Origin of the sequence: Geojedonia litorea, from assembly GCF_042654525.1 — a bacterium.
Lineage (GTDB): Bacteria > Bacteroidota > Bacteroidia > Flavobacteriales > Flavobacteriaceae > Geojedonia > Geojedonia litorea.
The window spans coordinates 1,446,354-1,469,216 of record NZ_JBHSGP010000014.1 but is presented as its reverse complement, the minus strand read 5'-3'; the positions used below and the strand labels follow the sequence as shown (position 1 = coordinate 1,469,216).

The window sequence follows — 22,863 nt, the reverse complement described above, 5'->3', positions numbered from 1 at the left end:
AAACCAGATGAAAAGATTTAAAATATTAGCAGTTCTGATGTTGTGTGCTTCCATAGCCATAGCACAGCAAACACCTGCACCAAAACAAACAAAGGACATTGCCATTACAGGGGCTACGGCTCATATAGGTGACGGCAATGTAATAGAGAATAGTCTTATTATTTTTAAAGACGGAAAATTAACCACGGTTGCCGATGCTACCGTTGTTCGCGTAGATATGACCGGATTGGAAGTCATCAATGCCCAAGGCAAACACGTATATCCAGGTATCATTGTGCCTAATACTACTTTAGGATTGGTAGAAATTGATGCCGTTCGTGCCACGGATGATGACTCTGAACTTGGTGATTGGAACCCACATATTAGAAGTTTAATTGCTTACAACGCCGAATCTCAAGTTGTGGAGTCTATGCGTCCTAATGGTGTATTGTTAGGTCAGGTCACGCCACGAGGTGGTGTGATATCAGGAACCTCATCGATTGTTCAATTTGATGCATGGAACTGGGAAGATTCAGCAGTGAAGATTGACGATGGCATTCACTTGAATTGGCCTAGCACTTTTACCAGAGGTCGTTGGTGGATGGGTGAAGATCCAGGTTTAAAGATTAACGATAAGTATGAAGATCAGGTGACCGAAATTCATAATTATTTTAACCAAAGTAAAGCCTATGCCAATGGCGATCAATCGGTAAAGAACCTCCCATTTAAAGCTACTGTAGGGATATTTGATGGTTCTAAAAAGCTATATATCCATGTTGAAGATGAAAAAGGAATTACAGACGCCATTAACTTTTCAAAGGAAAACGGAATTAAACATATGGTAATAGTTGGTGGTTATGAAGCCGATAAAGTGGCCGACAAGCTAAAACAAAACAACATTCCTGTATTGTTACAACGTGTGCACTCCAGACCAGAGCGCGAGGATGACGATTACGACCAACCTTATAAATTGGCCACCTTACTTGTTAATAAAGGCGTTACTGTTGCTTTGCAAGTAAGCGGACAAATGGAACGTATGAATGCTCGTAACTTACCATTTTATGCAGGGACAACAGTGGCCCACGGTTTAACCAAAGAGCAGGCTTTACAGCTTATCACGCTTAATCCGGCTAAAATATTAGGCATTGATGATGCTTATGGTAGCTTAACACAAGGTAAAAGTGCCACACTATTTATTAGCGAAGGTGATGCTTTAGATATGCGAACCAATCAAGTTACACATGCCTTTATTGATGGCCGCTTGGTGAGTTTAGAAACCCACCAAACTGAATTATGGCATCGGTATTTGGATAAAGTAAAATCAGAAAAGTAATAAAAAGAAAAGCGAGCCATTTGGCTCGCTTTTTTTATTCTATAACCTGTGCATCTTCAGGTTTGACATACCTTTCGGGATCTAATGCCTTCTCATCTAATTGCACATCCGTAAAGTTCACAGCTTTACGAATTGTAGTAGGTACATTATTCTCAACCGTGTACCACTCTAAGGTCTTTGGCAATACCAATCCGTTAACAGTTTGCCAATCGGCATATTTAATATAATGAAATTCTTTGCTCTTTTCTTTGGTAAAATAAGTGACCGTATAACCCAACCAGGTCATGGCGTGAGTTTCTGGATGATAATAGAGGATATACTCATCTTCAGGTGATTCACCTACCCCGCTTTCATAACTAACTTTAATACCTGGATGCGATGTACCGTCTACCACCAAGGGCTCAACATCAGTGAAAATAATTCCATCATCGCTTAAAACAAAAGGCATCGCATAGAAATAGAACATAAGGTTGTAATAAAATCTAGGGTTACCTTCATACTTAGAGGTATCTTTATTCAGTAACCATACTTCTTGACCATCAAATCCTAGCTGATGATGTGGCATGTCAATATGTGCCTTTCGTGATTTTAGATCGGTTGTAGTGATCTCATTGCCTGTTTCTTTAGGCATTGTAAATGTTAAGGTCTTCATCTGTTTCCATTGGTCAACACCACCATGAGCGTCAAACACTTTAGTCATCGCCTCTGGATAGATACTTGTGGTCACATCTAAATCTTCAGTTTGATAATCTAAAACTTTAGCGGTTTTGTCTTTACAAGCCGAAAGTGTTAATATACTAGCCAGTAAAAGAATTTTTAATTTCATCATCTCGATTTTTTGTTTTTTGGAATTTGGTATTTGATTTTTAGGTTTCCTGCCCTTTGTCGGGAGCATGCCGTGTAAATTACAAACAAATCGTTTACTTTTGCGATTACTATGCTAAAGGAAATCTCAAGTACTCAAAACTCCTATATAAAACAGCTGGTTCAGCTTAAGGAAAAATCGCGTGAACGCCGAAAAAGTGGACTTTTTATTATTGAAGGCCTTCGTGAAATTAGTCTTGCTATCAAAAGTGATTATACTCTTGAAACCCTATTGTTTTGCCCCGATTTGATTTCAGAAGCTCAATTAAGCCATTTAATGCATCCGCAAATAGACCTTGTATCTATTTCAAAGGAAGTCTATCAAAAATTAGCGCATAGAGAAACTACGGAAGGTGTTTTGGCCGTAGCCCAAGCAAAATCCCATGACCTAAACACCTTACAACTCCATTCAAAGCAGCCCTTAGTATTGGTAGCTGAAGCTCCTGAAAAACCAGGCAATATAGGGGCACTACTTCGCACTGCTGATGCGGCTAATGTGGATGCCGTATTGATAGCCAATCCGAAAACCGATCTATATAATCCTAATATCATTCGTTCTAGTGTGGGTTGCGTATTTACCAAGCCTGTCGCCATGGGAAGCACTGCAGAGATTATTTCATTTTTAAAAACTAATAAGATAGCCATGTACTGTGCCTCTTTACAAGCTTCAGAAGTGTATACTTCGCAAGATTATACGGGACCAACCGCTTTGGTAGTGGGAACCGAAGCCACGGGTTTAAGCGATGAATGGCTACAGCAATCCACCCAAAACATTATCATCCCTATGCAGGGTGAAATCGATTCAATGAATGTATCTGTAGCTGCAGGAATCCTTATATTTGAAGCGATAAGGCAGAGACAATTGACAATTGATAATAGCCAATAGCCAATAGCCAATAGCCAAAAAAATAACTTATATGACTTCCACCCTTCTTTTTTACATCATCATTGCCATCATAAGTATCGATTTTATCGTTGATAAAGTTATTGACGCCTTGAACGCAAAGCACTTTAACGACCCCATACCTGAAGCTTTACAAGATGTTTACGAGACCGAAGAGTATCAAAATTCACAGGCTTATAAAAAAGTGAATTACAAGTTCGGGGTCTGGACCTCTGCCTTCTCTGTAGCCCTCACTTTAGGGTTTTTAATCTTGGACGGTTTTGATTATGTAGACCAAATTGCGCGAAGTTACAGTGACCATCCCGTTGTTGTAGGACTGCTCTTTTTTGGCATAATTATGCTGGGTAGTGACCTCATCAATACGCCATTTTCATATTATAAGACTTTTGTTATCGAAGAACGTTTCGGGTTTAACAAAACTACTATAAAAACCTTTATCCTCGATAAAATCAAAGGCCTTGTAATGATGGTTATTATAGGCGGTAGTATCTTGGCATTAATTATCTATATCTACCAACTCACTCAATCACAATTTTGGCTATATGCCTGGGGTGTCATCGCGCTATTTACAGTGTTCATGAACATGTTCTATTCCAGACTTATTGTCCCGTTATTTAATAAACAAACCCCGCTAGAAAACGGTAGTTTGCGCGACAAGATATCAACCTATGCTCAATCGGTTGGGTTTCAATTGGACAAAATATTTGTCATTGACGGTTCTAAACGAAGTACCAAGGCTAATGCTTACTTTTCTGGATTTGGTAATGAAAAGCGCGTCACCCTTTACGACACTTTGATCAATGATTTGGAGGAAGATGAAATTGTAGCGGTTTTGGCCCATGAAGTCGGACATTATAAAAAGAAGCATATTATTTTTAATTTGATAGCTTCTATCTTGCTTACTGGCGTTACATTATACATCCTATCGGTATTTATTGCAAACCCTTTATTATCGAACGCCCTTGGTGTTGCTACACCTAGTTTCCATGTCGGTTTGATTGCCTTTGGATTACTATACGCGCCTATTTCGGAACTTACCGGATTGGTCATGAACCATTTTTCCCGCAAGTTTGAATATCAGGCCGATGATTATGCCAAGACCACCTATAAGGCCGAACCTTTGGTGAGTTCCTTAAAAAAACTTTCAAAAAATAGTCTGAGCAACCTAACACCACATCCGGCATATGTGTTTATGCACTATTCGCATCCTACTCTTTTTCAGCGTGTGAAGAATTTGATGCGCTAGTGACTTAGTTTATCAGGTTTAGTTATTATTGTTATATTAGAGCATACACAAGCGACCTTGTCAACACCTAATGATTTTTAGAAAAGCGACTTTAAACGATGTTCCAATCCTAGTTCAACTGCTGGCTGATGACAAATTGGGCATGACTCGTGAAAACTATCAAATCCCTTTACCTCAATCTTATCTCAAGGCCTTTGAAAAAATCAATGCCGATCCCAACCAAGAACTTATGGTCGTGGAAAACGATACTTCCGAAATCATTGGAACCTTACAGTTGTCCTTTATACAATACCTCACCTACCGTGGCGGTATTCGCGCCCAAATTGAAGCGGTTCGCATTAGAAAAGACCACAGAGGACTTGGCATTGGCAAAACCATGATGGAATGGGCTATTAAACGCGCCAAAGAAAAGCAAGCACATGTGCTGCAACTTACTACCGACAAGAAAAGACCCGATGCCATTAAATTCTACGAAGGGTTGGGGTTTGTAGCCTCGCATGAAGGGATGAAATTACATCTTTAATAAGGGCATCTAGATACCATGTTTAGAAGCCTAAAACACTACTGATTCACAATTTTTATCTGCAATAAAAAAAAATTCTGAAGCATGTAAAACTAAAGAAAATAAATTTTAAATTAGGATTACATTTTTAATCTCAAATTTATTTCTTCAGTTTATGAACACACTAAAATCTCTTTACCTATGCCTTTTACTTTTGTTATTGGCACCTATTTCTGCAGTAGGTCAAAAAATGAACAATGGATCTGTAATTTTTACAGTCTCGAGTGACGATGAAATAACAGGTGCAATGCTCAATTTCGTCATTACGAACTATTTTAACCAAGAACACTCTACATTAGTAATAAATATGATGGGTGGTATGATGATTGTAAAACGTATATTCTCATACACCAACAAGCATAGCAATTCCATGTATATAGATCTATTGGGCGAAAAATATGAAATCACTGATGCTAATGAAGATAATGATGTAGATGTTTTATTTATACGATTTCAGGACGTTGAAACCATCAAATACGATAAAAAAGACAGCAAAACAATTTTAGGTTATAAATGTTATAGAGCAAATATTACCTACAAGGATGGTAATAGTTCTGTTTTCTATATCACTAATAAGCTTAATCCCAAGAGCTTACAAGTTAAAGACAATGGCTTAAAGTTGGAAGGATACCCTTTAGAAATGACCATTTATAACCCCGAAACAACAATAATTATTAAAGCAAAGGAAGTATCTGATTATCTTCCAAATGACAGTTTTCAAAAACCCGTAGGCTATAGTAGAATTACTTCAGCTGAATTTGAACAGCGCATGGCAGAAAAAAAGTAATCTTTACATGTTATATAAAAAAGTCTATGAAAGGCGTCAAAAAGAATACTAAACGCAATTCATTTAACATCGCTACTAAATTATCTGGCTAAACATAGAAATGGGTTATCAAAAATGAATTAGTTGCGTTGAAGTTAATAACAGAAGGTTTAAAAGAAAATGACTTTATAAAATAAAAATAAACAATGAAACTATATAGAATTCAAAACAATAAGTTGGTTTTAACCGAAGAAGGCATTCCAACAATCAAAAATGATGAGATACTTGTGCAGATCAAAGCCCTGTCTTTAAATTATAGAGATTTGCTCGTTACTGAAGGAATTGCACATTGGAAACCAAGCGAAGGTAGAATTCCCTTTTCGGATGCTGCTGGCGAAATAGTTGAAATCGGTAAACATACATCTAGATTTAAAGTAGGCGATAGAGTTACTAGTTTAATTGTTCCAAATTGGGAACAAGGGAAACTATCTCCTGAAAAAATAAATGTTGCCATAGGTGGACCATCTAAAGATGGCGTTTTAGCCGAATATGTAGCCTTTCCAGAAAATTACTTCTGTAAAATCCCAGATTATTTGAGCTATAAAGAAGCTGCAACGCTTCCTGTGGCTGCTCTCACGGCGTGGAATGCCGTTATAGAGCAATCTAACTTAAAACTGGGAGATACTATTTTAATTATTGGAACCGGTGGTGTTTCATTATTTGCACTACAGTTTTCAAAACTAGCAGGTTATAACATCATCATAACATCAAGTAGTGATGATAAGCTCAAAAAAGCCAAAGCACTAGGTGCTCATCATACTATAAACTATAAAACCCATAAAGATTGGATACAAGAAGTAATGAATATTACGTCAGGCCAAGGTGTTGATCAGGTAGTAGATGTTGTTGGTGGAAGCCATATAAGTGAATCCTTAAAATGCATTAAAAGCGAAGGTATTATAAGCATGGTTGGTGTAATTGACGGCAAAACCGTTGGCTCAATAAATACTGGAACTATAATGTATAAAGCAGCAAAAATTCAAGGAGTAGAAACAGGGTCTACCATCATGTATCAAAGGATGCTAGCAGCAATGGAACTTCATACCGTAAAACCTGTGATAAACAAGGTATTTCCTTTCCTTGAAGTGCCAAAAGCACTTTCGTATTTGAAAAACGGAAGTCACTTTGGGAAAGTGTGTATTGAATTATAGAGTAACGCTTTATTAAAAGGGATTGAATTATAAATCATTAAACCCACTAAAACCTATGAATTATAAAATTTGTTTTTTGTTTGTTTTGATATTGGGAAGTGTGTTCGTTACTGCATGTAAAGAAGAGGATGATGCTCCGGCACAAAGTAATACCATAATTTACAAATTAGATGGTCGCTCTGTAAAACTAGGAGACCAGCTTCCTATTGCTGTAGACCTGTCGGAAGATGGACAGGTGGATTTTGCCATATTTGTAGAACTCACTGCCAATAGTCAAGGTGATCGCCTATATGCAGGCGTAAACCCAATTGGTGAGAATCTAATTAAATCTGGGCCTGCCATTGATACCAATTTTCTTAATATGGGGCTTTTAATAGCAGAATTAGAAGGCGAAAGAATAGATTTTAATTTGAACTCGAATCAACGATGGACAAGTGACCATAGTGCTTTGGTGATACGCAACACATTAAACAATGGAGAGACTTCTTATGAAGGTAACTGGGCAAATTCTAAACAAATTGTGGGCATACAAAATAGAATAAATGAGGCGGTATACTTTGGTTGGTTGCGTATCGAGTTTGATAAGCAAACTGAAATTGTAACCTTAATTGATTATGCCTACAACCATATTAAAAACGAGTCAATTTTTGCAGGTGCCAAATCTAATTAAATAGAGATTTATATGCACTAAATTATTATCTTTGATTTGACTAATTAACGCAGTTAGGTCATCCTAATAACATGAGCGACAGCACAAGTATACTTATAGCGTATTTCAATCGTCATATCCCACTAAATAACGAGGAGGAAGCAGCTGTCAGAGCACTTTTTAAAGAACGTAGAATCCGTAAAAGACACTATTTACTCCAAGAAGGTGATATTTGTATAAACAATAGCTTTGTGGTAGAAGGCTGTTTTCGAATGTTCATGGTTGATAAAAATGGTAAAGAACATAACCTGCAGTTTTCTATTGAAAATTGGTGGATTTCTGATTTGTACAGTTTATTTAAAAGAGAACCTAGCCGACTATATATAGAAGCACTTGAAAATTCAATTGTACTGTATACAACCATTGATGAATTGCTTCAATTATTTGAAGACTTCCCTACATTTAGTCATATATTTAGAATTCTAACCCAAAATGCTTTAGTAAGTCATCAGCATCGCATTTTACAATATGTTAGTTCTACGGCAGAAGAACGATATCGTGATTTAGCAGAAAAACGACCTGAACTCTTCAACAGAGTTTCTAATGTACAAATTGCTTCATACCTAGGTGTAACACCTGAATTTTTAAGTATCATCAGAAAAAAAATCGCAAAATCTTAATCTATATTAAGATGCTTTCTTAACCTACCTTAAGGCTATTTCTTAAAGTACATTATAAGTACAATCAAGTCATTACATTCACCTTTGTGTTGTTTTAATTCACTTAAAATTTAACAACATGAAAACACAGGAAATAGCTAAAATGAAATTGAGTACTTTATGGATTGCCGCAGGATTTGCAATCGTTTCTCTCACAGCTTGGGAACTATATTGTCGATCAAAGCAATACCAAGCCACACCAAACGACGACAAGTATTTATGGGCACATCATCGCGCAAAAGTTGATGATCTTGCAAATGATGACGTCGTTATCATTGGCTCGTCGCGCGTAATGTTCAACTTTCAAATGGATGAATGGGAAAAAGTTCAAGGAAAGAAACCAGTAAATATTGCAGCGGCCGGCTCATCGGTTTTACCAGTAATAGAGGATATAGTTGAAAACAGCACATTTAACGGAACACTAATCGTTGGTGTCACACCACCACTCTACTGGGCTCCACAATCTATGGATGTGTTTCCTTATGCTAGGATTCAAAATTTGGTGAATCACTTCCATAACGAAACATATTCAGATAGGTTTAATCATTTCCTTTCTATACATGGACCGCAAAAAGTCTTTTCGTTCTTAACGGCTTCTCCAGAATTTTTTTACAACGAACTTGACTTGAGAAGTCTTATAGAACAAATTCCTGCCCCTACACGAGTACCTGGACCACCACCGTTTCCAATTCTTTATCAAGTTGATGACTATAGAAATGTGAGTCTAGTACCTCAAGTAGCTACTGATGAAGCCTATGTTAAAGAAATTACAGACTTCTGGTTATTTGTATTTCAACCACCAAGCGATCCAAACATCACCTTGGACATGATTGAAGAAAACCGTAAGTCAATCATCAATAAATCAGCACAATTGTTATCAAAATTTAAAGCAAGAGGTGGAAAAGTTATCATGGTGAGATGTCCTTCACAAAATAAAGTCAGGGACATTGAAAATAGCCTATACCCTAGAGAAACCTATTGGAATGCCTTGGTAAAAGCAGTAGATGCTCCTGCGTATCACTTTGAAGACTATTCAATTATGAATAAATACAAACTTCCAGAATGGTCGCACCTCGCAACAGCAGATGCAAAGTCGTTTACAAGGGACTTTATAGATCTACTAAAAAAAGACAACTTACTTTAATAACCTTTTAACATTTATAGTCATGTTATTTAATTCAATAGGATTCATCGTATTTTTTATCGCAGTTCTTGCGCTTTATTACTCTCCAATAACTTGGAAAGGCAAAAAATCAATGCTACTTGGCGCAAGTTATATCTTTTATGGATTGTGGAACCCTCCATTAATTTTATTGTTATGGATTTCAACTTTGGTTGACTGGAAAACTGGACAAATGCTGTATAAAGAGGATTCTGCTTCTAAACGTAAATTTTGGTTACTACTAAGTATGTCTGTTAACCTTGGTTTTCTAGCCTTTTTCAAATATGGAGGGTTTTTACTTGACAACTTCACCCTCATTGTAAATAGTCTTGGCGCCGATTTTCATCCCGCAAAACCTGATATTTTATTGCCGATGGGAATATCGTTCTACACTTTTCAAACAATGTCCTATACCATAGATATTTATTACAGAAAAATAAAACCTGCTCAACGCTTTTTAGATTTCGCTTTATATGTTACGTTCTTCCCACAATTAGTAGCTGGACCCATAGTTAGAGCTAAAGGATTATTAGAACAGTTTATAGAGCCTAAAAAAGCGACCAGAGATCAATTTATTTGGGGAGCGTTCTTGCTTACATTTGGATTATTTCAAAAAGTGGTATTAGCAGATACCTTGCTCGCACCAACAGCTGATTCGGTATTTAAGACGCCTCTAGGATTGGCAAGTATAGACGCATGGAGTGGTGTTTTGGCATTTTCAGGGCAAATTTTCTTTGACTTTGCAGGCTATTCTACCAGTGCAATAGGTATCGCTATGATGTTAGGATTTATACTTCCACACAACTTTTTATACCCTTATGCCGCCATTGGGTTTTCAGATTTATGGCGACGATGGCATATCTCATTATCAACATGGTTAAGAGATTATCTTTACATACCAATGGGTGGAAACCGCAAAGGTTTGGTGAGAACCTATGTTTTTTTGATGATCACAATGTTGCTGGGCGGATTATGGCATGGCGCAGCATGGACATTTGTGGCTTGGGGCGCCTTACATGGATTCTTCCTCGTAGTTGAACGTTTATTAAAACATAAAATAAACTTAAAAATCAATAGTCTTACGGGTCTGGTGCTAGCACTATTTACTTTTGTCTGTGTTAATATTACATGGGTCTTTTTTAGAGCAAACGATTTTAGTGCTGCTATGGCCATACTCTCAGCGATGTTTTCATTTAGCACAGACGGACAAATGGTTATTCAATATCTTGATATTTATATAACTTTTATTGTGATTAGTTTGATGTTTATATCGCATTGGGTAATGAGAAATCAAACTTTAGAAGCACATGCAGCTAAAAAGCAACCTTTAATTGGTCTTGCTTGGGGAGTAATGTTAGTATTACTTATAGTTGCACAAAGCGATGGTGAACAATTTATCTATTTCCAGTTTTAATCTAAGTGAATTAAAATAAGTTTATAGGTAGACTTCATCTCTAGGCCATCAGGAAACTTGATGGCCTTTTTGTATTTTAAAATTTTTGATTGTGGTAAAGTGGGTAATTTTAGGTTACTTCAGTTGATTGCTCTTATTATTAAAAAATGGAAGGACTTATATGTAATCAGATCCACCTTTAAATAGTAAATATTTCAATCAAAATATAGAGCTATGTCGTCTACAGTATGTTCACTTCAGAAACCAAATACAATTAATCCATAAAATAAATGCATAAAAAAACGGTTTAGCGTGAACTAAACCGTTAGTCTTAGAGGATTTTCTCTTTGTAGCGGGAACTGGACTCGAACCAGTGACCTTCGGGTTATGAGCCCGACGAGCTACCTACTGCTCTATCCCGCGATATAGGACTGCAAATATAATATGTTTTTTCCGATTTCAAAAGATTATTAAAAAAAACTCCTGCTAATAAATTACGAGCAGGAGTTTTTCATTAACTAATCAAAACTTTAAAACTAATCTTCGGTATCTAGAGTTACTATTACTCCTTTTGCGTTAATGCTATTAAAATCAAATTGAACTAGACTTGGTGGCATTCTATCTTTTAAAATTCCTAAATTACCATCAAAATCATTGTTACCCAATAAGAATATTTTAAGGTTAGTAAGGTTTGCCATTTCTGTTGGCAAATCACCATAAAATGCATTGTTTGAAATCACCAATTCTTCAAGGTTGGCTAATTCTCCAATTGAAGAAGGAACAACTCCGAAAAAATTGTTGTCAAAAACACTTAATACTTTTAATTCTTTTAATTGCGAAATTTCAGATGGTAATTTCCCAATTAATCGGTTACTGCTCAACATCAACTCTTTTAAGTTTGATAGCTTACCTATTGATGCCGGTAATTGACCACTAAATTCATTGTTATATAGCTCCAATACTTGTAGGTTTTGAAGCTTATCAATTGATGCAGGGATAGATCCTTCCAATTGATTCATAAACAATTGTAAGGTTTCTAACGATGCAAGATTTGTTATAGATTCTGGTAACTGACCTTCTAATTTATTAAAAGCCATATTACACTCTTTCAAAAACATTAAGTTACCAATAGAACTAGGTATAGTTCCGGTGATTCTATTTCTGAAAAAATTAATTTTTCTTAAGTAAATTAAATCTCCAAAAGATTCTGGTAATGGCCCTTGCAAATTGTTGAATTCCATATTCAATTCAACAACTCGATTATTTTCGATAACAACCCCATACCATTGTGTCACTGGAGCATTTAAATCCCAAGTGGTATTCCACTCTGTTCCTTTTGTAGTATTATGTAAAGCTAAAAGCGCTTGTTCTTCTTTAGAGGAGATATCTGCGAATGTAAACAGTGTTACTAGGCAAAATAACAAGGTTAATTTTAAAGTCTTCATAGTTAGTAGATTTAGCGAGGGAGCACATTTACATCAACGAATATATACATTCATCGTTGAACTACCAATTATTTTCGATGAAATACATGTTTTATTAACAATTCAGTTTTTAATACGCTGTTTATCAATGATTTAAAAAATATGAAGATTTACGCTTTTTCAGCACTAAAACTAACAATTTCAGCGTCGTCTATACTTAAGGCTATCTGTATGGGATTGCAGCAAACTTCACAATCTTCTATATAATTTTGAAAAGAAACAGAACTATCGACCAGTACCGAAATGGTCTCCCAGCAATAAGGACATTGAAAAAAGTGCTCGTCCATTTTTCAAATTAAAAATTCACATTCAGAAGTTCACCGCTTAATTGTAGAAGAATGAGTTCAGCTAATTTTGCCTCATACTTGGCTTGATTTCGGCTGAGTTCTGCACCTAGTAAATTTAACTGCGCCTGTCTGAATTCTAATGAAGTTGCCTGACCAATTCTAAATTTTTCTTGGGTACGCTCAAAGTTGTTTTTAAAGGTTATAATATTGTTCTCTCGAACATTAAAAATTGTAAGTTTATTTTGATAATCATCCCAAGCATTATTAAAATCTCTCTCAATATTCATTACAATCTGCTCCTTTTGAAGCTGTAAATTTTCTAAATCAATTTGGGCATTTTTCACTCGTGTAATAGTGCTACCACCATCAAACAAATTCCAGCTCAAATTAATGCCTGTTGACAGTCCTGTATTGGTAGATACCGCCAAGAATGAAGCTGCATTGTTATTGTTCTTGTTCCAACCGTAGGACCCAGTTAATCCTAAAGTTGGCAGATAGTCTGATTTCCAAGACTTTAAATTGTATTGGCCTATGAGCAGATTTTTCTCTAATTGAAGAAAAGTTACATTATTGGATTTAACTTTTTGTAGTAAGTCCATACGGTCAAGGCCAAGTGTAAAAGTGATTAAGGTATCTACTTCAAAATTAACAGGAAGCTTATTTCCAGTGACCACGTTAAGGTCTCGTTTAGCATTAATTAATTGTTGATTGGCATTAATCACATTAATACTATCGTTATTGATATCGACTTGGGCATTTAAAACACCTAATTTTGAATCTTGTCCGTATTCAAACTGATATTCTGATCTAATTAATCGATTTCTAGAAATATTTAGAGTTTGCTGAAGTGCATCTGCATTCTCTGAAATTTGTGCCACATTATAATAGATAGATAACAACTGAATCATGGTATTTTCAATAGTCTCTCTAGCCTCAAGTTCGGTTAATTGTTTTTCTTCCTTAAGTCTTCTATAATTATATTGCCTGCCTAATCCATCAAATAATGTATAATTAAGATTTATTGAAGCATTGTATCGTGAACTTTCAGCATTATTTAAAGTTCTTACAGAACCATCAGAAAATTCGGCATCTGTATTGTCTAGATTATAAGTTGCTCCAGCATTTCCTGTCAATCGTGGTAAAAACCCAGAATTTAAAACATTAGTATTATTCTCTGCAATTTCAACATTATTTTTTGAAATCTGAATTCCGTAGTTGTGTTCTAAAGCTAATTCTACAGCGTTTTGTGTTGTCACCACATTTTGAGCTTTCACAACTGAACAAGCCAGTATAATCATGGCAAGAACATAAATTTTAGTGTTCCTCATAGCGTTGTTCTATTACTGCGCGTTCTACGTCTTCTTTTTTTACGGTCATACCTGTTATCAACCATTTGTATTTCACTTTTACACTATTTGTCGCCGATAATAATATTGGTAAAATAAGTAAAGTCAGTACAGTAGCAATACCTATTCCATAAGCTATTGAAATTGCCATAGGCTGCAAAAATTGGGCTGCTCTACTTTTCTCAAGGAGCAATGGTGCTATTCCCGCAATAGTGGTCAAGGAAGTTAAAAATATGGCTCTAAATCTACTCCTACCTGCTTCAAATAAAGCATCATTAAATGACATTCCTGATATTAGAAATGAATTGAATTTACCAATCATTACCAGACCATCATTCACCATAATACCAATTAGTGCAATAATTCCCAACATTGATGAAATATTGATAGGAAACCCATGAAGCCAATGTCCCCAGCCTACTGCAATAAAACTAAATGGTATTAGTATGATTAACAGCAATGGCTGACTATAACTTCTAAAGGTAAACGCTATTACAACATAGATAAGAAAAATTACAATTGGTATGGTAGTCTTTGCAGAATTAACCAGCTTATTTGCTTCTCTGTTTTGCCCTTCATATGAAGCCTTAATTGTTGGATACTTTGACAAAATACCGGGCATAATATTATCCTTGATATCTGCCATGACTTCTGTTGGACTTCCTTTTGAATCAGCCATATCGGCATTCACCTGAATTTCACGTAAACCATCCAAATGCCTAATACTTTCTTCTCCTCTTTTAATCTCATAATCAGCAATTTCAGCAAAGGGTACTCTTTGACCACTAGGTGTTAAAATTCGCATTTCGTCAAGATCATTTATGGACTCACGGTTTGATCTATCATAGCGTACCCAAACCCTTATCTCGTCCTGTCCTCTTTGAAAGCGCTGGGCCTGAAGTCCAAAAAATCCAGACCGAATCTGGGCCATAACATCTCTTAAGTTTAAGCCAAGTGCATAGGCCGATTGCTTTAGTTGAATATTAATTTCCTTAATACCTTCGGGGTCAGTATCCGTAATATCAGCCAATTGTGAAATATTCTCCAAATGCGAACGCAATTCAGCAGTGGCCGCTTTTAACTCCGCTGTATTATAGCCTAATAATGAAATCGAGACTGGACTTCCACCAAAATTTCTACCAGATCCAAAGGTGAGTAACTCTACGCCATAAATATCGCCAACTTCATTTCGAATCGCTGTAGTTATTTCAGCGGCAGAAAAATCACGTTCTTCTCCCGGAAGCAAATTCACTGTTAAATTTGCTTTGTTATTTCCTGGCCCTACATTTTTAACAATGTTTTGAACAACTTGTTTATTATCGGTTTGACGTTCAGTAAACACGTCATTCACTCGCCATGATGTCTCTTCTGTTAAGGTAATGATTGAATCGGTGACTTTTGGGTTGGTTCCTTCGGGCATCAATAAATTAATACTTACCCTATCACTATCTAAATTAGGAAAAAAGGCACTCTTAATAATTCCTGCTTCATATGAGCCCACAGTAAGAATCATCAAAGCCAAAAGAATTGAAAATGTTATGAAGCGCTGTCTTAATGCAAAATGAAGTATTGGCGAATACAGATTATCCCGTAAATACACCATGAAACGGTCACCGTACTCATTAAACTTCCGCAACTTTAAAAATACCTTATCAATGCCTCTTTTCTTTTCTCTTTCTTTTTTACTTTCAACAAGTAATGCTTTAGAATGGGCAATATGCGCAGGCAATAGTAGTAGTGCTTCAACAAGGGATACCACTAGTGTGAGTATTACGATAATTGCAACTTCACCAAAAATATCTCCAATTCGACCTTCAAGGAATAAGAATGTAGAAAATGCTAAAACCGTTGTGATAATGGCCGAAATAATAGGAGGTAAAACTTCCATAGTCCCATCTATCGCCGCTTGTACCCTGGGTTTGCCTTTTTCAAAATGCTGATAAATGTTTTCAGAAATAACGATACCATCGTCTACTAAAATACCAATGACTATAATCATCCCAAATAAGGATACTAAATTGATGGTGATATTAAAATAGGCCGCAAAAACAAACATTCCTAAAAATGAAACGGGCAGACCTAAAGCAACCCAAAAGGCTAAACGAGTATTTAAGAATAAGGATAAAAAAATCAATACCAAAAAGATACCCATAGCACCATTTTCCAATAGCAATTTGGTTCTAGCCTTAAGGTTTATGGAATTATCATTTACAACATCAATTTGTACACCAGTATATTTTTGATTGAACTCATCAATGTATTCATTTACACGCTCTGCAGCACTCAATAAATCTTCTGAATTGGTATTGGTAATCTCAACATTTACTGAAGCATTACCATTAAAATACGATGCATTTGGAGTCTCTGAAAATCGGTCTCTTACGGTGGCCACATCTTGTAATAAGACTATTGTCCCATCAGACTGGGCTCTTACTGGGAGATTATTAAGTTCAACCCCGTAATAGGATCTATTATTGGCTCTGATCAAATAATCTTCTGCTTCGGTTTTTATATTTCCACCTGTAGTAAGAATATTGGCTTGGGATACGGCAGCCGCTACCTCAGAAAAAGTTAAATCATAGGCGAGTAAATCATTTTCTCTAACTGCTATTTCAATTTCTTCTTGTGGATAACCCGAAATATTGATTTGTGAAATCCCTTCAATGGCACGTAAGTCATTCTCTACCTGACGTCCAATTTCCTTAAGTGAAACTAGGTCTACATTATCACCACTAATGGCAAAAACGATGGTCTGTCTAAAACTTTCCTGCTTTGCCACTACCAAAGGTTCCATCCCGGTTGGAAAGTTAGGGACTCTATCTACAGCATTTTTGACTTCTGCCAACATATCGTTAACATCCTCATCAATATCTATTTCAATATTAATATTACCCCCATTTTCACGGGCTGTTGAGGTTACTCTCTCTATTCCCTTAAGTCCTTTTAAATTATCTTCAATTTTTAATACAATTCCTTCTTCGATCTCTTGTGGAGCCGCTCCTGGATAGGCGATATTGATACTAATGTTTTTAGCATCAACCAAAGGCAAGTAAGATGACTTTAACTGTAAAATACCAAATACACCAAACAGCACAAAGCCAATAAGTACTACGTTTACAGCAACACTATATTTTATAAAATATGAAATTAATCCTCTCATACTATTCGCTGATTGAATCAGAAATTTGTGACATTTCCGAGCTCTTTTCTTGATGGACTTTTACCAACATCCCTGCGTAAGAACCTGCTAAAGGTTTAGAAAGCATTTGGGTACCGTCTGGCACGCCTTTTATAACGACATCATTAGGAGAAAAATACACAGGCTTGACCTCTATAAGATCCAACACACTATCTCTCACAATAAATATTTCAGAACTATTAACCAGTAATTTCCTTGATATTCTAATAGCGTTAGGTTCATCAGCGGCTTGAAGTTGCGCCTCGAGATACATGCCTTCTTTTAGTGTTTTTCCTTCTACTTCAACATAGACTTTTATGGTTTGTGTTGCTTGGTCTATTCTTCCATTGATACGGGTTACCTTACCCTGATATGAGTTGTGACCTTCTATTGTTTTCAGCTCTACAGATTCTCCAATTTCAAGTAAATCACTAAAGGATTTCGCAATCGACAATTCCAGCTCATATACCGATGTATCTATGAACTCTCCTAATTTCTGACCAGGACGAATTAAAGTGCCTTTGGTTACCAAAGCTTCAGTCAACACGCCGCTAAACGGAGCGTAAATACTATACTTGGCAAGTCGTTGCTCTAAATTTTTAACATTATAATAGGCCGAAACTATTCCTCTTCCAGTGATAAAATAATTGACTTTTTCATCGTCCATAACGGGCAATGGCGAAATGCTCTTGTCCATGCTAAAATTCTTTAAATAGGTTTCCCACGGACGATAGTATTCAGGAAAGTCTAACCTTAAATCGGGCATTATGGCCGTTATTAAGTTGTAAAGATTACTTTTTGCCGATTGAACTGAAGCATAATACTCGCTTGAGTTTATTTTGATTAAGGTTTCACCTTTTCTGTAAGTTTGTCCTGCCTTAAAATCATGTGCACTACTTTGAAATACACCTTGAACTTCTGAAAACAATTCCAAACGGTGTTTTGCAAGTAAATTCCCGTTAGCAGGAATAATAATAGGAACTGTAGTGTTTTTTACCGTTTCAACAAAAACGGTTTTCACTACTTTTTCAAATTTGGGTTTGGGTTTATTGCTATTTTTTATGATGATGTAGGCTCCAAATAGGGCTCCTAAAATAATCACGATGCCAATACCTAGCAGTATTAATTTTCGCATTAAGGATATGTTTTGATGGTGTAAACTACAAAATTATCCTTTTGATATTTGGTATATAGTTAAAAAAAACTTAAAAGAATTGATTTTAGGACATTTGGTCTAGCTCCTCTTGCAACCCTTCCCAATCTTTCATAAATTTTTCAAGCTTTTGTTTTTTTGCTTGATAGCGATCGAAAAATTCTGGATCAGAAACCGTTTGGTCATAGTTTGTAGCTAGTTCAACATCTATTGTTTTGATTTCTTTTTCGAGCTGATTAATTTTAGCTTCAATATTGCTCAATTTATTGTTAAGTGATTTTAGCTTCTTCTGATCCTGATACGATTGCTTATTAGTTTCTTTAGGCTCTTCTTTTATAATCGTACGTTTTTCAACTTCTCTTAAATTTTCAACATTACGTTGCTCGAGGTAATAATCGATATTGCCTAAATATTCCTTTATTTTTTGATCTTTGAATTCATAAATTATATTAGCCAAGCCTTGAAGAAAATCCCTATCATGCGAAACCAGCAGCAATGTCCCTTCAAATTTTTTAAGCGCATCTTTTAGCACATTCTTTGATTTAATATCCAAATGGTTTGTTGGCTCATCCATAACCAGGACATTAAAGGGTTGTAAGAGTAATTTTGCCAATGCCAAACGGTTACGTTCACCACCAGAAAGTACCCTTACGTATTTATCAACCTCATCTCCCCTAAACAAAAATGCACCAAGTATATCGCGTACTTTGCTCCTATTGGTTTCATTAGCAGCATCTATCATGGTATCTAAAACCGTTTTGGTGCCATCTAAATATTCAGCCTGATTTTGAGCAAAATATCCAATTTGAACATTATGCCCCAACTTGAGTTCCCCTTGATGTTTTAACTCACCAACAATAATTTTTGCCAAAGTTGATTTTCCCTGACCATTTTGACCCACAAAAGCGGTTTTGCTATTACGTTCTATAGTTAAATCTATATTTCTTAAGACCTCTAAATCACCATAATGTTTTGAAATATGACGCGCTTCTACCACTACTTTTCCAGGAGTTATTGACACTGGAAAGTTAAGAGTCATTACACTATTATCATCTTCATCTACCTCAATTCTATCAATTCTATCCAACTTTTTAATTAAGGACTGGGCCATGGAAGCTTTTGAGGCTTTTGCTCTGAATTTTTCAATCAGTTTTTCGGTCTGTTCAATTTGCTTGGCTTGGTTTTTTTGAGCTGCCAATTGTTGGGTCTTTATTTCATTTCTTAAGACTAAAAATTTGGTATAAGGCTTATTATAGTCATAAATTCTACCCAATGAAATCTCAATGGTCCTATTGGTGACATTATCTAAAAACATCTTATCATGTGAAACAATTACCACCGCGCCATTAAACCCTTTTAAAAACCCTTCAAGCCAAATAATAGATTCGATATCCAAATGGTTAGTTGGCTCATCCAAAAGCAGGATATCATTATTTTGAAGTAATAATTTAGCCAACTCGATTCGCATTCGCCATCCACCCGAAAAAGTATCGGTAAGTTTGTTAAAATCTTCCCTTTTAAATCCAAGACCTTGTAATATCTTTTCGGTTTCGCCTTGATAATTGTATCCTCCTAATATTTCATATTGATGTTGAATTTCATTAAGATCAACCATAAGTTGATGATACGCATCACTTTCATAATCGCTGCGTTCAACCAATTGCTCATTAATATGATCTATTTTAGATTCAAGTTCTTTTATTTCCTTGAACGCATCATAAGCTTCTTGTAAGACCGTTCTGCCGTAAGTGAAATCAATATCTTGTTTTAAAAACCCAATACTTAAATTTTTATCGGCTGCAATTTGACCTGAATCTGGTTCTAATTCTTTAGAAAGGATTTTTAGCATGGTCGATTTGCCAGCGCCATTTTTCCCAATTAAACCTATACGATCTCCAGGACTTAACTTAAATGTAATATCCTCGAATAAGTATTCGCCTTGAAATGAAATGGAAAGATTATGAATGTTAAGCATTATTTATGACTCTTATTACGACGATTCTCTTTTCTAAACCTTAATTTTGCAATCAGAAATTTATATGAACCGCAATTTTAAGACTGCAAAAGTAATCAATATCTATGATAAAAAAAGGGACTAAACTTTATAGTATTTTTAAAGGTGCATGTCCGAAGTGCCATGAAGAATCAATGTACAGCACCAAAAATCCATATATTTTAACCGATACTTTAAAAATCAATGACCATTGCTCCAATTGTAAAACAAAATACAGATTAGAACCATCATTTTTCTATGGATCTATGTATGTGAGTTATGGAGTTGGTATTGCTTTTGCCGTTGCTGCCTTTGTTATTAGTTATCTTCTACTAGAAGCCAGTTTGAATGTTACTTTTATAAGTATTATTGGGACTTTAGTTGTTTTTGGGCCACTTATTATGAGGCTGTCTCGCAATATTTGGATCAATTTATTTATGCATTACGATAAGTCTTTAGCCAAACAGTAAAGCGATATATTACTGCTCATATTCTTCCCAATTTATATTAGAAAATCGGGCAATATTGATTTCATTTTCTAGAGACGTGTTTTCCTCAATAAATTTGTATAGTTGCTTGGCAAGATAAGGGGCTAACATAACGCCCCGTGTTCCCAAGCCATTTAAGATAAACATTGTTTTATGTTTTGGGTGCTCACCAACCAGAGGCCTTCTATCGTTAACGGTAGGGCGTATCCCGGCACGTTGATCTACAACTTCAAACTCGCAATTAATAACACGCTTAAGTTTTTCAATAAGCTCAATTTTAGCTTGTTCTGTTACGGCATTAGTTTGGTCTTCCCAATTATAGGTGGCGCCAACAGAGTAAAGGTCATCACCTAACGGACTAATAAACACCGACGACTTTAAAATTACTTCTAGTTTTAACTTTGGTGCTTTAATGGTCAAAAGTTCTCCTTTGGCAACCCGTAATGGCAAATTTTTAAAATAAGGATTCTTTACAAGTCCGAAGCCTTCAGCGAAAATAATGTGCTTGGCTTGCAAATTTTTATACTTGATCTCGTCGTTGGAGATATTAAGCTGAGCATATTCAAAACGCTCTTTAATTAGTCTATCACTATTTTTTAAATACTCTCTATAGTTTTTTACCAACGCTTCAGTATCGATTCGGCCTGTAAACAGGACTTCTCCAAAACCAAAAGGTGCTATAATATTGCTGTTGTTGTTTTTAATTAATTTTGGTGACAGAAACTGTTCTAATGAAGGTTTGTCGCTTGCCGAAAACCACTCGTTTTGCTCTTCAATCGAAGCAAATTTGCGATATACTGGAAGCTTATAATCTAATTTGACACCTAATAACTCTTCCAAATGGGCGTATCTAGGCAAGGCAAGCTCCAACTGTTGTTTTGCCTTCCAAACCTCTGTAAAACGCTTTAAAACTACCGGATTATAAAGCCCTGCTGCCACAGTAGACGAATGTTGTGACTCATTTTCTAATACAACGAATGATTTGTGATGTTCTCGTAATTGCTCACAAAAAGCGATTCCGGCTAAACCACAACCTACAATGATATAATCCACCTGTTTCATTTGAACAAAAATACTTTAAATAAACTTGATTTAAATGACCTTCTCTAGACAAATACAACTATAAAAAAAGCGCTCGCAATTAATTGCGAGCGCTTTCGAGTTTATATAGATATACTTTGGCTAGTATGACCACATATCCATTTCAAAATTTCGAATCTTATCTTTTATTCGATCAGACTCTAATAGCTGCATTAAGGCATTGTCGGCCACATAATCTTTCACTTCTCTGTCTCCATATACGTTTTCTTCTTTGTACATGTAACCATTGAAGCGCCTCGAATTCAATAAATGATCGAAGGTAACTGGCATGGCACTATTTTTATTGTTAAACGATTTGGCTTCATGCAATACCTCACGGGCTTCTGGGAAAAATATCCAGAATAAGGCAATAGGCATTTTATTTGCTTCGTCTTCAGAGTCAATAAAGTTAACATCAGGTGCGGCAGGTGCAATACCTAGTATACGATACTTTAACTCGCCATGACGCTTGTCAAAATACCATAAGCCTTTTATTAAATATGCACTGATGTCGTAAGCTTGAATATCTCGCTTTACAATGTATTCTGGATCAACAAAACCATCAGCATTGTACTGCTCGTAACCAATATCTAGAGTATCAATTCTAGACATTCTCGGTCCTAAATCTTTTACGGTTAACTTTGTTGTAAAGTAAGAGTCGTCATACATGTTCTCAATTTTACCGTCTCTAATGGCTTTCACCAAAACGTCAAATAATGAACGTCTGTTTGATCCAATATTATTGGTATCAACAGGGAAATATAACGGAAAGTTAACACGCTCGTCAAGAACCACTTTTTCCCAAGTTAGTTTCGAAAACAGAATGTCTCTGTCATCTACATAACCGTACTCTAATGGTTTGTCATTATCCAAAGCTAATTGTGCTTCGGTTTTAACACCTATTTCTTCAGTCTTTTTGGCATTCAACAAATTTGCTTGTGCAAATGTTGTAGTGATTGTAAAAACACTCAAACCGGTTAACAAAAATCTTTTTAAATTCATCTTCTTACATTTATTAATTTGGGACAAGGCCTTCTTTATACGTAAAAACGCAACTTTTAATTCA

At 35.8% G+C, this 22,863-nt stretch carries 20 protein-coding genes and 1 tRNA gene; 11 read left to right on the top strand and 10 right to left on the bottom strand.

Translation table 11 applies throughout. The features are described 5' to 3' along the window. Nucleotides 1-7: 7 nt before the first annotated feature. Nucleotides 8-1,312 (top strand): amidohydrolase family protein, encoded by a 1,305-nt coding sequence (locus ACFO5O_RS14440; protein ID WP_387965000.1) that lies wholly within the window; start codon nt 8-10, stop codon nt 1,310-1,312. A gap of 34 nt (nt 1,313-1,346) precedes the next feature. Here ACFO5O_RS14440 and ACFO5O_RS14435 read toward each other — a convergent pair whose 3' ends face one another. After that, on the bottom strand, nt 1,347-2,141 hold the full coding sequence (locus ACFO5O_RS14435) for a DUF6503 family protein (protein WP_387964998.1): 795 nt from the start codon (nt 2,139-2,141) through the stop codon (nt 1,347-1,349). 108 nt (nt 2,142-2,249) lie between these two features. On the opposite strand from ACFO5O_RS14435, the gene ACFO5O_RS14430 reads away from it, so the two are divergent. The 9 genes from ACFO5O_RS14430 (at nt 2,250) to ACFO5O_RS14390 (ending at nt 10,809) form a co-directional block, all read left to right on the top strand. Next, nucleotides 2,250-3,062, top strand: a complete 813-nt coding sequence (locus ACFO5O_RS14430) for a TrmH family RNA methyltransferase (protein ID WP_387964996.1) — start codon at nt 2,250-2,252, stop codon at nt 3,060-3,062. A 31-nt stretch (nt 3,063-3,093) separates the two neighbouring features. Then, nucleotides 3,094-4,326 (top strand): M48 family metallopeptidase, encoded by a 1,233-nt coding sequence (locus ACFO5O_RS14425; RefSeq protein WP_387964994.1) that lies wholly within the window; start codon nt 3,094-3,096, stop codon nt 4,324-4,326. Nucleotides 4,327-4,396: 70 nt separating this feature from the next. Beyond that, the gene (locus ACFO5O_RS14420; RefSeq protein ID WP_387964992.1) at nt 4,397-4,849 is read left to right on the top strand and encodes a GNAT family N-acetyltransferase; all 453 of its coding nucleotides are present in this window, start codon (nt 4,397-4,399) and stop codon (nt 4,847-4,849) included. Nucleotides 4,850-5,003: 154 nt separating this feature from the next. Beyond that, nucleotides 5,004-5,675 carry a hypothetical protein gene (locus ACFO5O_RS14415; RefSeq protein WP_387964990.1) on the top strand — a complete coding sequence of 224 codons (672 nt, stop codon included), beginning with the start codon at nt 5,004-5,006 and terminating at the stop codon, nt 5,673-5,675. A gap of 185 nt (nt 5,676-5,860) precedes the next feature. Next, nucleotides 5,861-6,865, top strand: a complete 1,005-nt coding sequence (locus tag ACFO5O_RS14410; RefSeq protein ID WP_387964988.1) for a zinc-dependent alcohol dehydrogenase family protein — start codon at nt 5,861-5,863, stop codon at nt 6,863-6,865. A gap of 55 nt (nt 6,866-6,920) precedes the next feature. Further along, nucleotides 6,921-7,535 (top strand): hypothetical protein, encoded by a 615-nt coding sequence (locus ACFO5O_RS14405; protein WP_387964986.1) that lies wholly within the window; start codon nt 6,921-6,923, stop codon nt 7,533-7,535. A 71-nt stretch (nt 7,536-7,606) separates the two neighbouring features. Continuing rightward, complete coding sequence (locus ACFO5O_RS14400; protein WP_387964984.1) at nt 7,607-8,194, top strand: Crp/Fnr family transcriptional regulator; 588 nt, start codon at nt 7,607-7,609, stop codon at nt 8,192-8,194. Between the two features lie 118 nt (nt 8,195-8,312). Next, nucleotides 8,313-9,377 carry a hypothetical protein gene (locus ACFO5O_RS14395; RefSeq protein WP_387964982.1) on the top strand — a complete coding sequence of 355 codons (1,065 nt, stop codon included), beginning with the start codon at nt 8,313-8,315 and terminating at the stop codon, nt 9,375-9,377. 22 nt (nt 9,378-9,399) lie between these two features. Continuing rightward, entirely contained in the window at nt 9,400-10,809 is a 1,410-nt protein-coding gene (locus ACFO5O_RS14390) for an MBOAT family O-acyltransferase (RefSeq protein ID WP_387964980.1), read from the top strand. Nucleotides 10,810-11,138: 329 nt separating this feature from the next. Here the strand turns inward: ACFO5O_RS14390 and ACFO5O_RS14385 are convergent. The 7 genes from ACFO5O_RS14385 to ACFO5O_RS14355 all read right to left on the bottom strand — a co-directional run bounded on the left by ACFO5O_RS14385 (nt 11,139) and on the right by ACFO5O_RS14355 (nt 20,211). Beyond that, nucleotides 11,139-11,211: transfer RNA gene (locus tag ACFO5O_RS14385), tRNA-Met, on the bottom strand. Nucleotides 11,212-11,324: 113 nt separating this feature from the next. After that, nucleotides 11,325-12,233, bottom strand: a complete 909-nt coding sequence (locus tag ACFO5O_RS14380; protein ID WP_387964978.1) for a leucine-rich repeat domain-containing protein — start codon at nt 12,231-12,233, stop codon at nt 11,325-11,327. Nucleotides 12,234-12,382: 149 nt separating this feature from the next. After that, nucleotides 12,383-12,559 (bottom strand): CPXCG motif-containing cysteine-rich protein, encoded by a 177-nt coding sequence (locus ACFO5O_RS14375; RefSeq protein ID WP_387964976.1) that lies wholly within the window; start codon nt 12,557-12,559, stop codon nt 12,383-12,385. Between the two features lie 8 nt (nt 12,560-12,567). Beyond that, nucleotides 12,568-13,887 (bottom strand): TolC family protein, encoded by a 1,320-nt coding sequence (locus ACFO5O_RS14370; RefSeq protein WP_387964974.1) that lies wholly within the window; start codon nt 13,885-13,887, stop codon nt 12,568-12,570. After that, nucleotides 13,874-17,065 carry an efflux RND transporter permease subunit gene (locus ACFO5O_RS14365; RefSeq protein WP_387964972.1) on the bottom strand — a complete coding sequence of 1,064 codons (3,192 nt, stop codon included), beginning with the start codon at nt 17,063-17,065 and terminating at the stop codon, nt 13,874-13,876. Before ACFO5O_RS14365 ends, ACFO5O_RS14370 begins: the two co-directional genes overlap by 14 nt. A 1-nt stretch (nt 17,066) precedes the next feature. Next, nucleotides 17,067-18,218 carry an efflux RND transporter periplasmic adaptor subunit gene (locus tag ACFO5O_RS14360; protein WP_387964970.1) on the bottom strand — a complete coding sequence of 384 codons (1,152 nt, stop codon included), beginning with the start codon at nt 18,216-18,218 and terminating at the stop codon, nt 17,067-17,069. An 85-nt stretch (nt 18,219-18,303) separates the two neighbouring features. Beyond that, nucleotides 18,304-20,211 (bottom strand): ABC-F family ATP-binding cassette domain-containing protein, encoded by a 1,908-nt coding sequence (locus ACFO5O_RS14355; RefSeq protein WP_387964968.1) that lies wholly within the window; start codon nt 20,209-20,211, stop codon nt 18,304-18,306. Between the two features lie 104 nt (nt 20,212-20,315). Here ACFO5O_RS14355 and ACFO5O_RS14350 point away from each other — a divergent pair, with 104 nt between their 5' ends. Then, nucleotides 20,316-20,699: a DUF983 domain-containing protein gene (locus ACFO5O_RS14350; protein WP_387964966.1), complete on the top strand. Its 384-nt coding sequence runs from the start codon at nt 20,316-20,318 to the stop codon at nt 20,697-20,699. Between the two features lie 9 nt (nt 20,700-20,708). Here the strand turns inward: ACFO5O_RS14350 and ACFO5O_RS14345 are convergent, their stop codons facing one another. Both ACFO5O_RS14345 and porN read right to left on the bottom strand, forming a co-directional pair. Beyond that, entirely contained in the window at nt 20,709-21,779 is a 1,071-nt protein-coding gene (locus ACFO5O_RS14345; RefSeq protein WP_387964964.1) for an NAD(P)/FAD-dependent oxidoreductase, read from the bottom strand. 120 nt (nt 21,780-21,899) lie between these two features. After that, nucleotides 21,900-22,799, bottom strand: a complete 900-nt coding sequence (gene porN, locus ACFO5O_RS14340; protein WP_387964962.1) for a type IX secretion system ring subunit PorN/GldN — start codon at nt 22,797-22,799, stop codon at nt 21,900-21,902. Nucleotides 22,800-22,863 lie beyond the last annotated feature (64 nt).

Coding starts and splice junctions, on each gene's coding strand:
- ACFO5O_RS14400 (WP_387964984.1), top strand. CDS start 7,607: ATGAGCGACAGCACAAGTATACTTATAGCGTATTTCAATCGTCATATC.
- ACFO5O_RS14425 (WP_387964994.1), top strand. CDS start 3,094: ATGACTTCCACCCTTCTTTTTTACATCATCATTGCCATCATAAGTATC.
- ACFO5O_RS14350 (WP_387964966.1), top strand. CDS start 20,316: ATGATAAAAAAAGGGACTAAACTTTATAGTATTTTTAAAGGTGCATGT.
- ACFO5O_RS14440 (WP_387965000.1), top strand. CDS start 8: ATGAAAAGATTTAAAATATTAGCAGTTCTGATGTTGTGTGCTTCCATA.
- ACFO5O_RS14355 (WP_387964968.1), bottom strand. CDS start 20,211: ATGCTTAACATTCATAATCTTTCCATTTCATTTCAAGGCGAATACTTA.
- ACFO5O_RS14390 (WP_387964980.1), top strand. CDS start 9,400: ATGTTATTTAATTCAATAGGATTCATCGTATTTTTTATCGCAGTTCTT.
- ACFO5O_RS14360 (WP_387964970.1), bottom strand. CDS start 18,218: ATGCGAAAATTAATACTGCTAGGTATTGGCATCGTGATTATTTTAGGA.
- ACFO5O_RS14405 (WP_387964986.1), top strand. CDS start 6,921: ATGAATTATAAAATTTGTTTTTTGTTTGTTTTGATATTGGGAAGTGTG.
- ACFO5O_RS14415 (WP_387964990.1), top strand. CDS start 5,004: ATGAACACACTAAAATCTCTTTACCTATGCCTTTTACTTTTGTTATTG.
- ACFO5O_RS14430 (WP_387964996.1), top strand. CDS start 2,250: ATGCTAAAGGAAATCTCAAGTACTCAAAACTCCTATATAAAACAGCTG.
- ACFO5O_RS14380 (WP_387964978.1), bottom strand. CDS start 12,233: ATGAAGACTTTAAAATTAACCTTGTTATTTTGCCTAGTAACACTGTTT.
- ACFO5O_RS14435 (WP_387964998.1), bottom strand. CDS start 2,141: ATGATGAAATTAAAAATTCTTTTACTGGCTAGTATATTAACACTTTCG.
- ACFO5O_RS14345 (WP_387964964.1), bottom strand. CDS start 21,779: ATGAAACAGGTGGATTATATCATTGTAGGTTGTGGTTTAGCCGGAATC.
- ACFO5O_RS14395 (WP_387964982.1), top strand. CDS start 8,313: ATGAAAACACAGGAAATAGCTAAAATGAAATTGAGTACTTTATGGATT.
- ACFO5O_RS14410 (WP_387964988.1), top strand. CDS start 5,861: ATGAAACTATATAGAATTCAAAACAATAAGTTGGTTTTAACCGAAGAA.
- ACFO5O_RS14365 (WP_387964972.1), bottom strand. CDS start 17,065: ATGAGAGGATTAATTTCATATTTTATAAAATATAGTGTTGCTGTAAAC.
- ACFO5O_RS14420 (WP_387964992.1), top strand. CDS start 4,397: ATGATTTTTAGAAAAGCGACTTTAAACGATGTTCCAATCCTAGTTCAA.
- porN (WP_387964962.1), bottom strand. CDS start 22,799: ATGAATTTAAAAAGATTTTTGTTAACCGGTTTGAGTGTTTTTACAATC.
- ACFO5O_RS14375 (WP_387964976.1), bottom strand. CDS start 12,559: ATGGACGAGCACTTTTTTCAATGTCCTTATTGCTGGGAGACCATTTCG.
- ACFO5O_RS14370 (WP_387964974.1), bottom strand. CDS start 13,887: ATGAGGAACACTAAAATTTATGTTCTTGCCATGATTATACTGGCTTGT.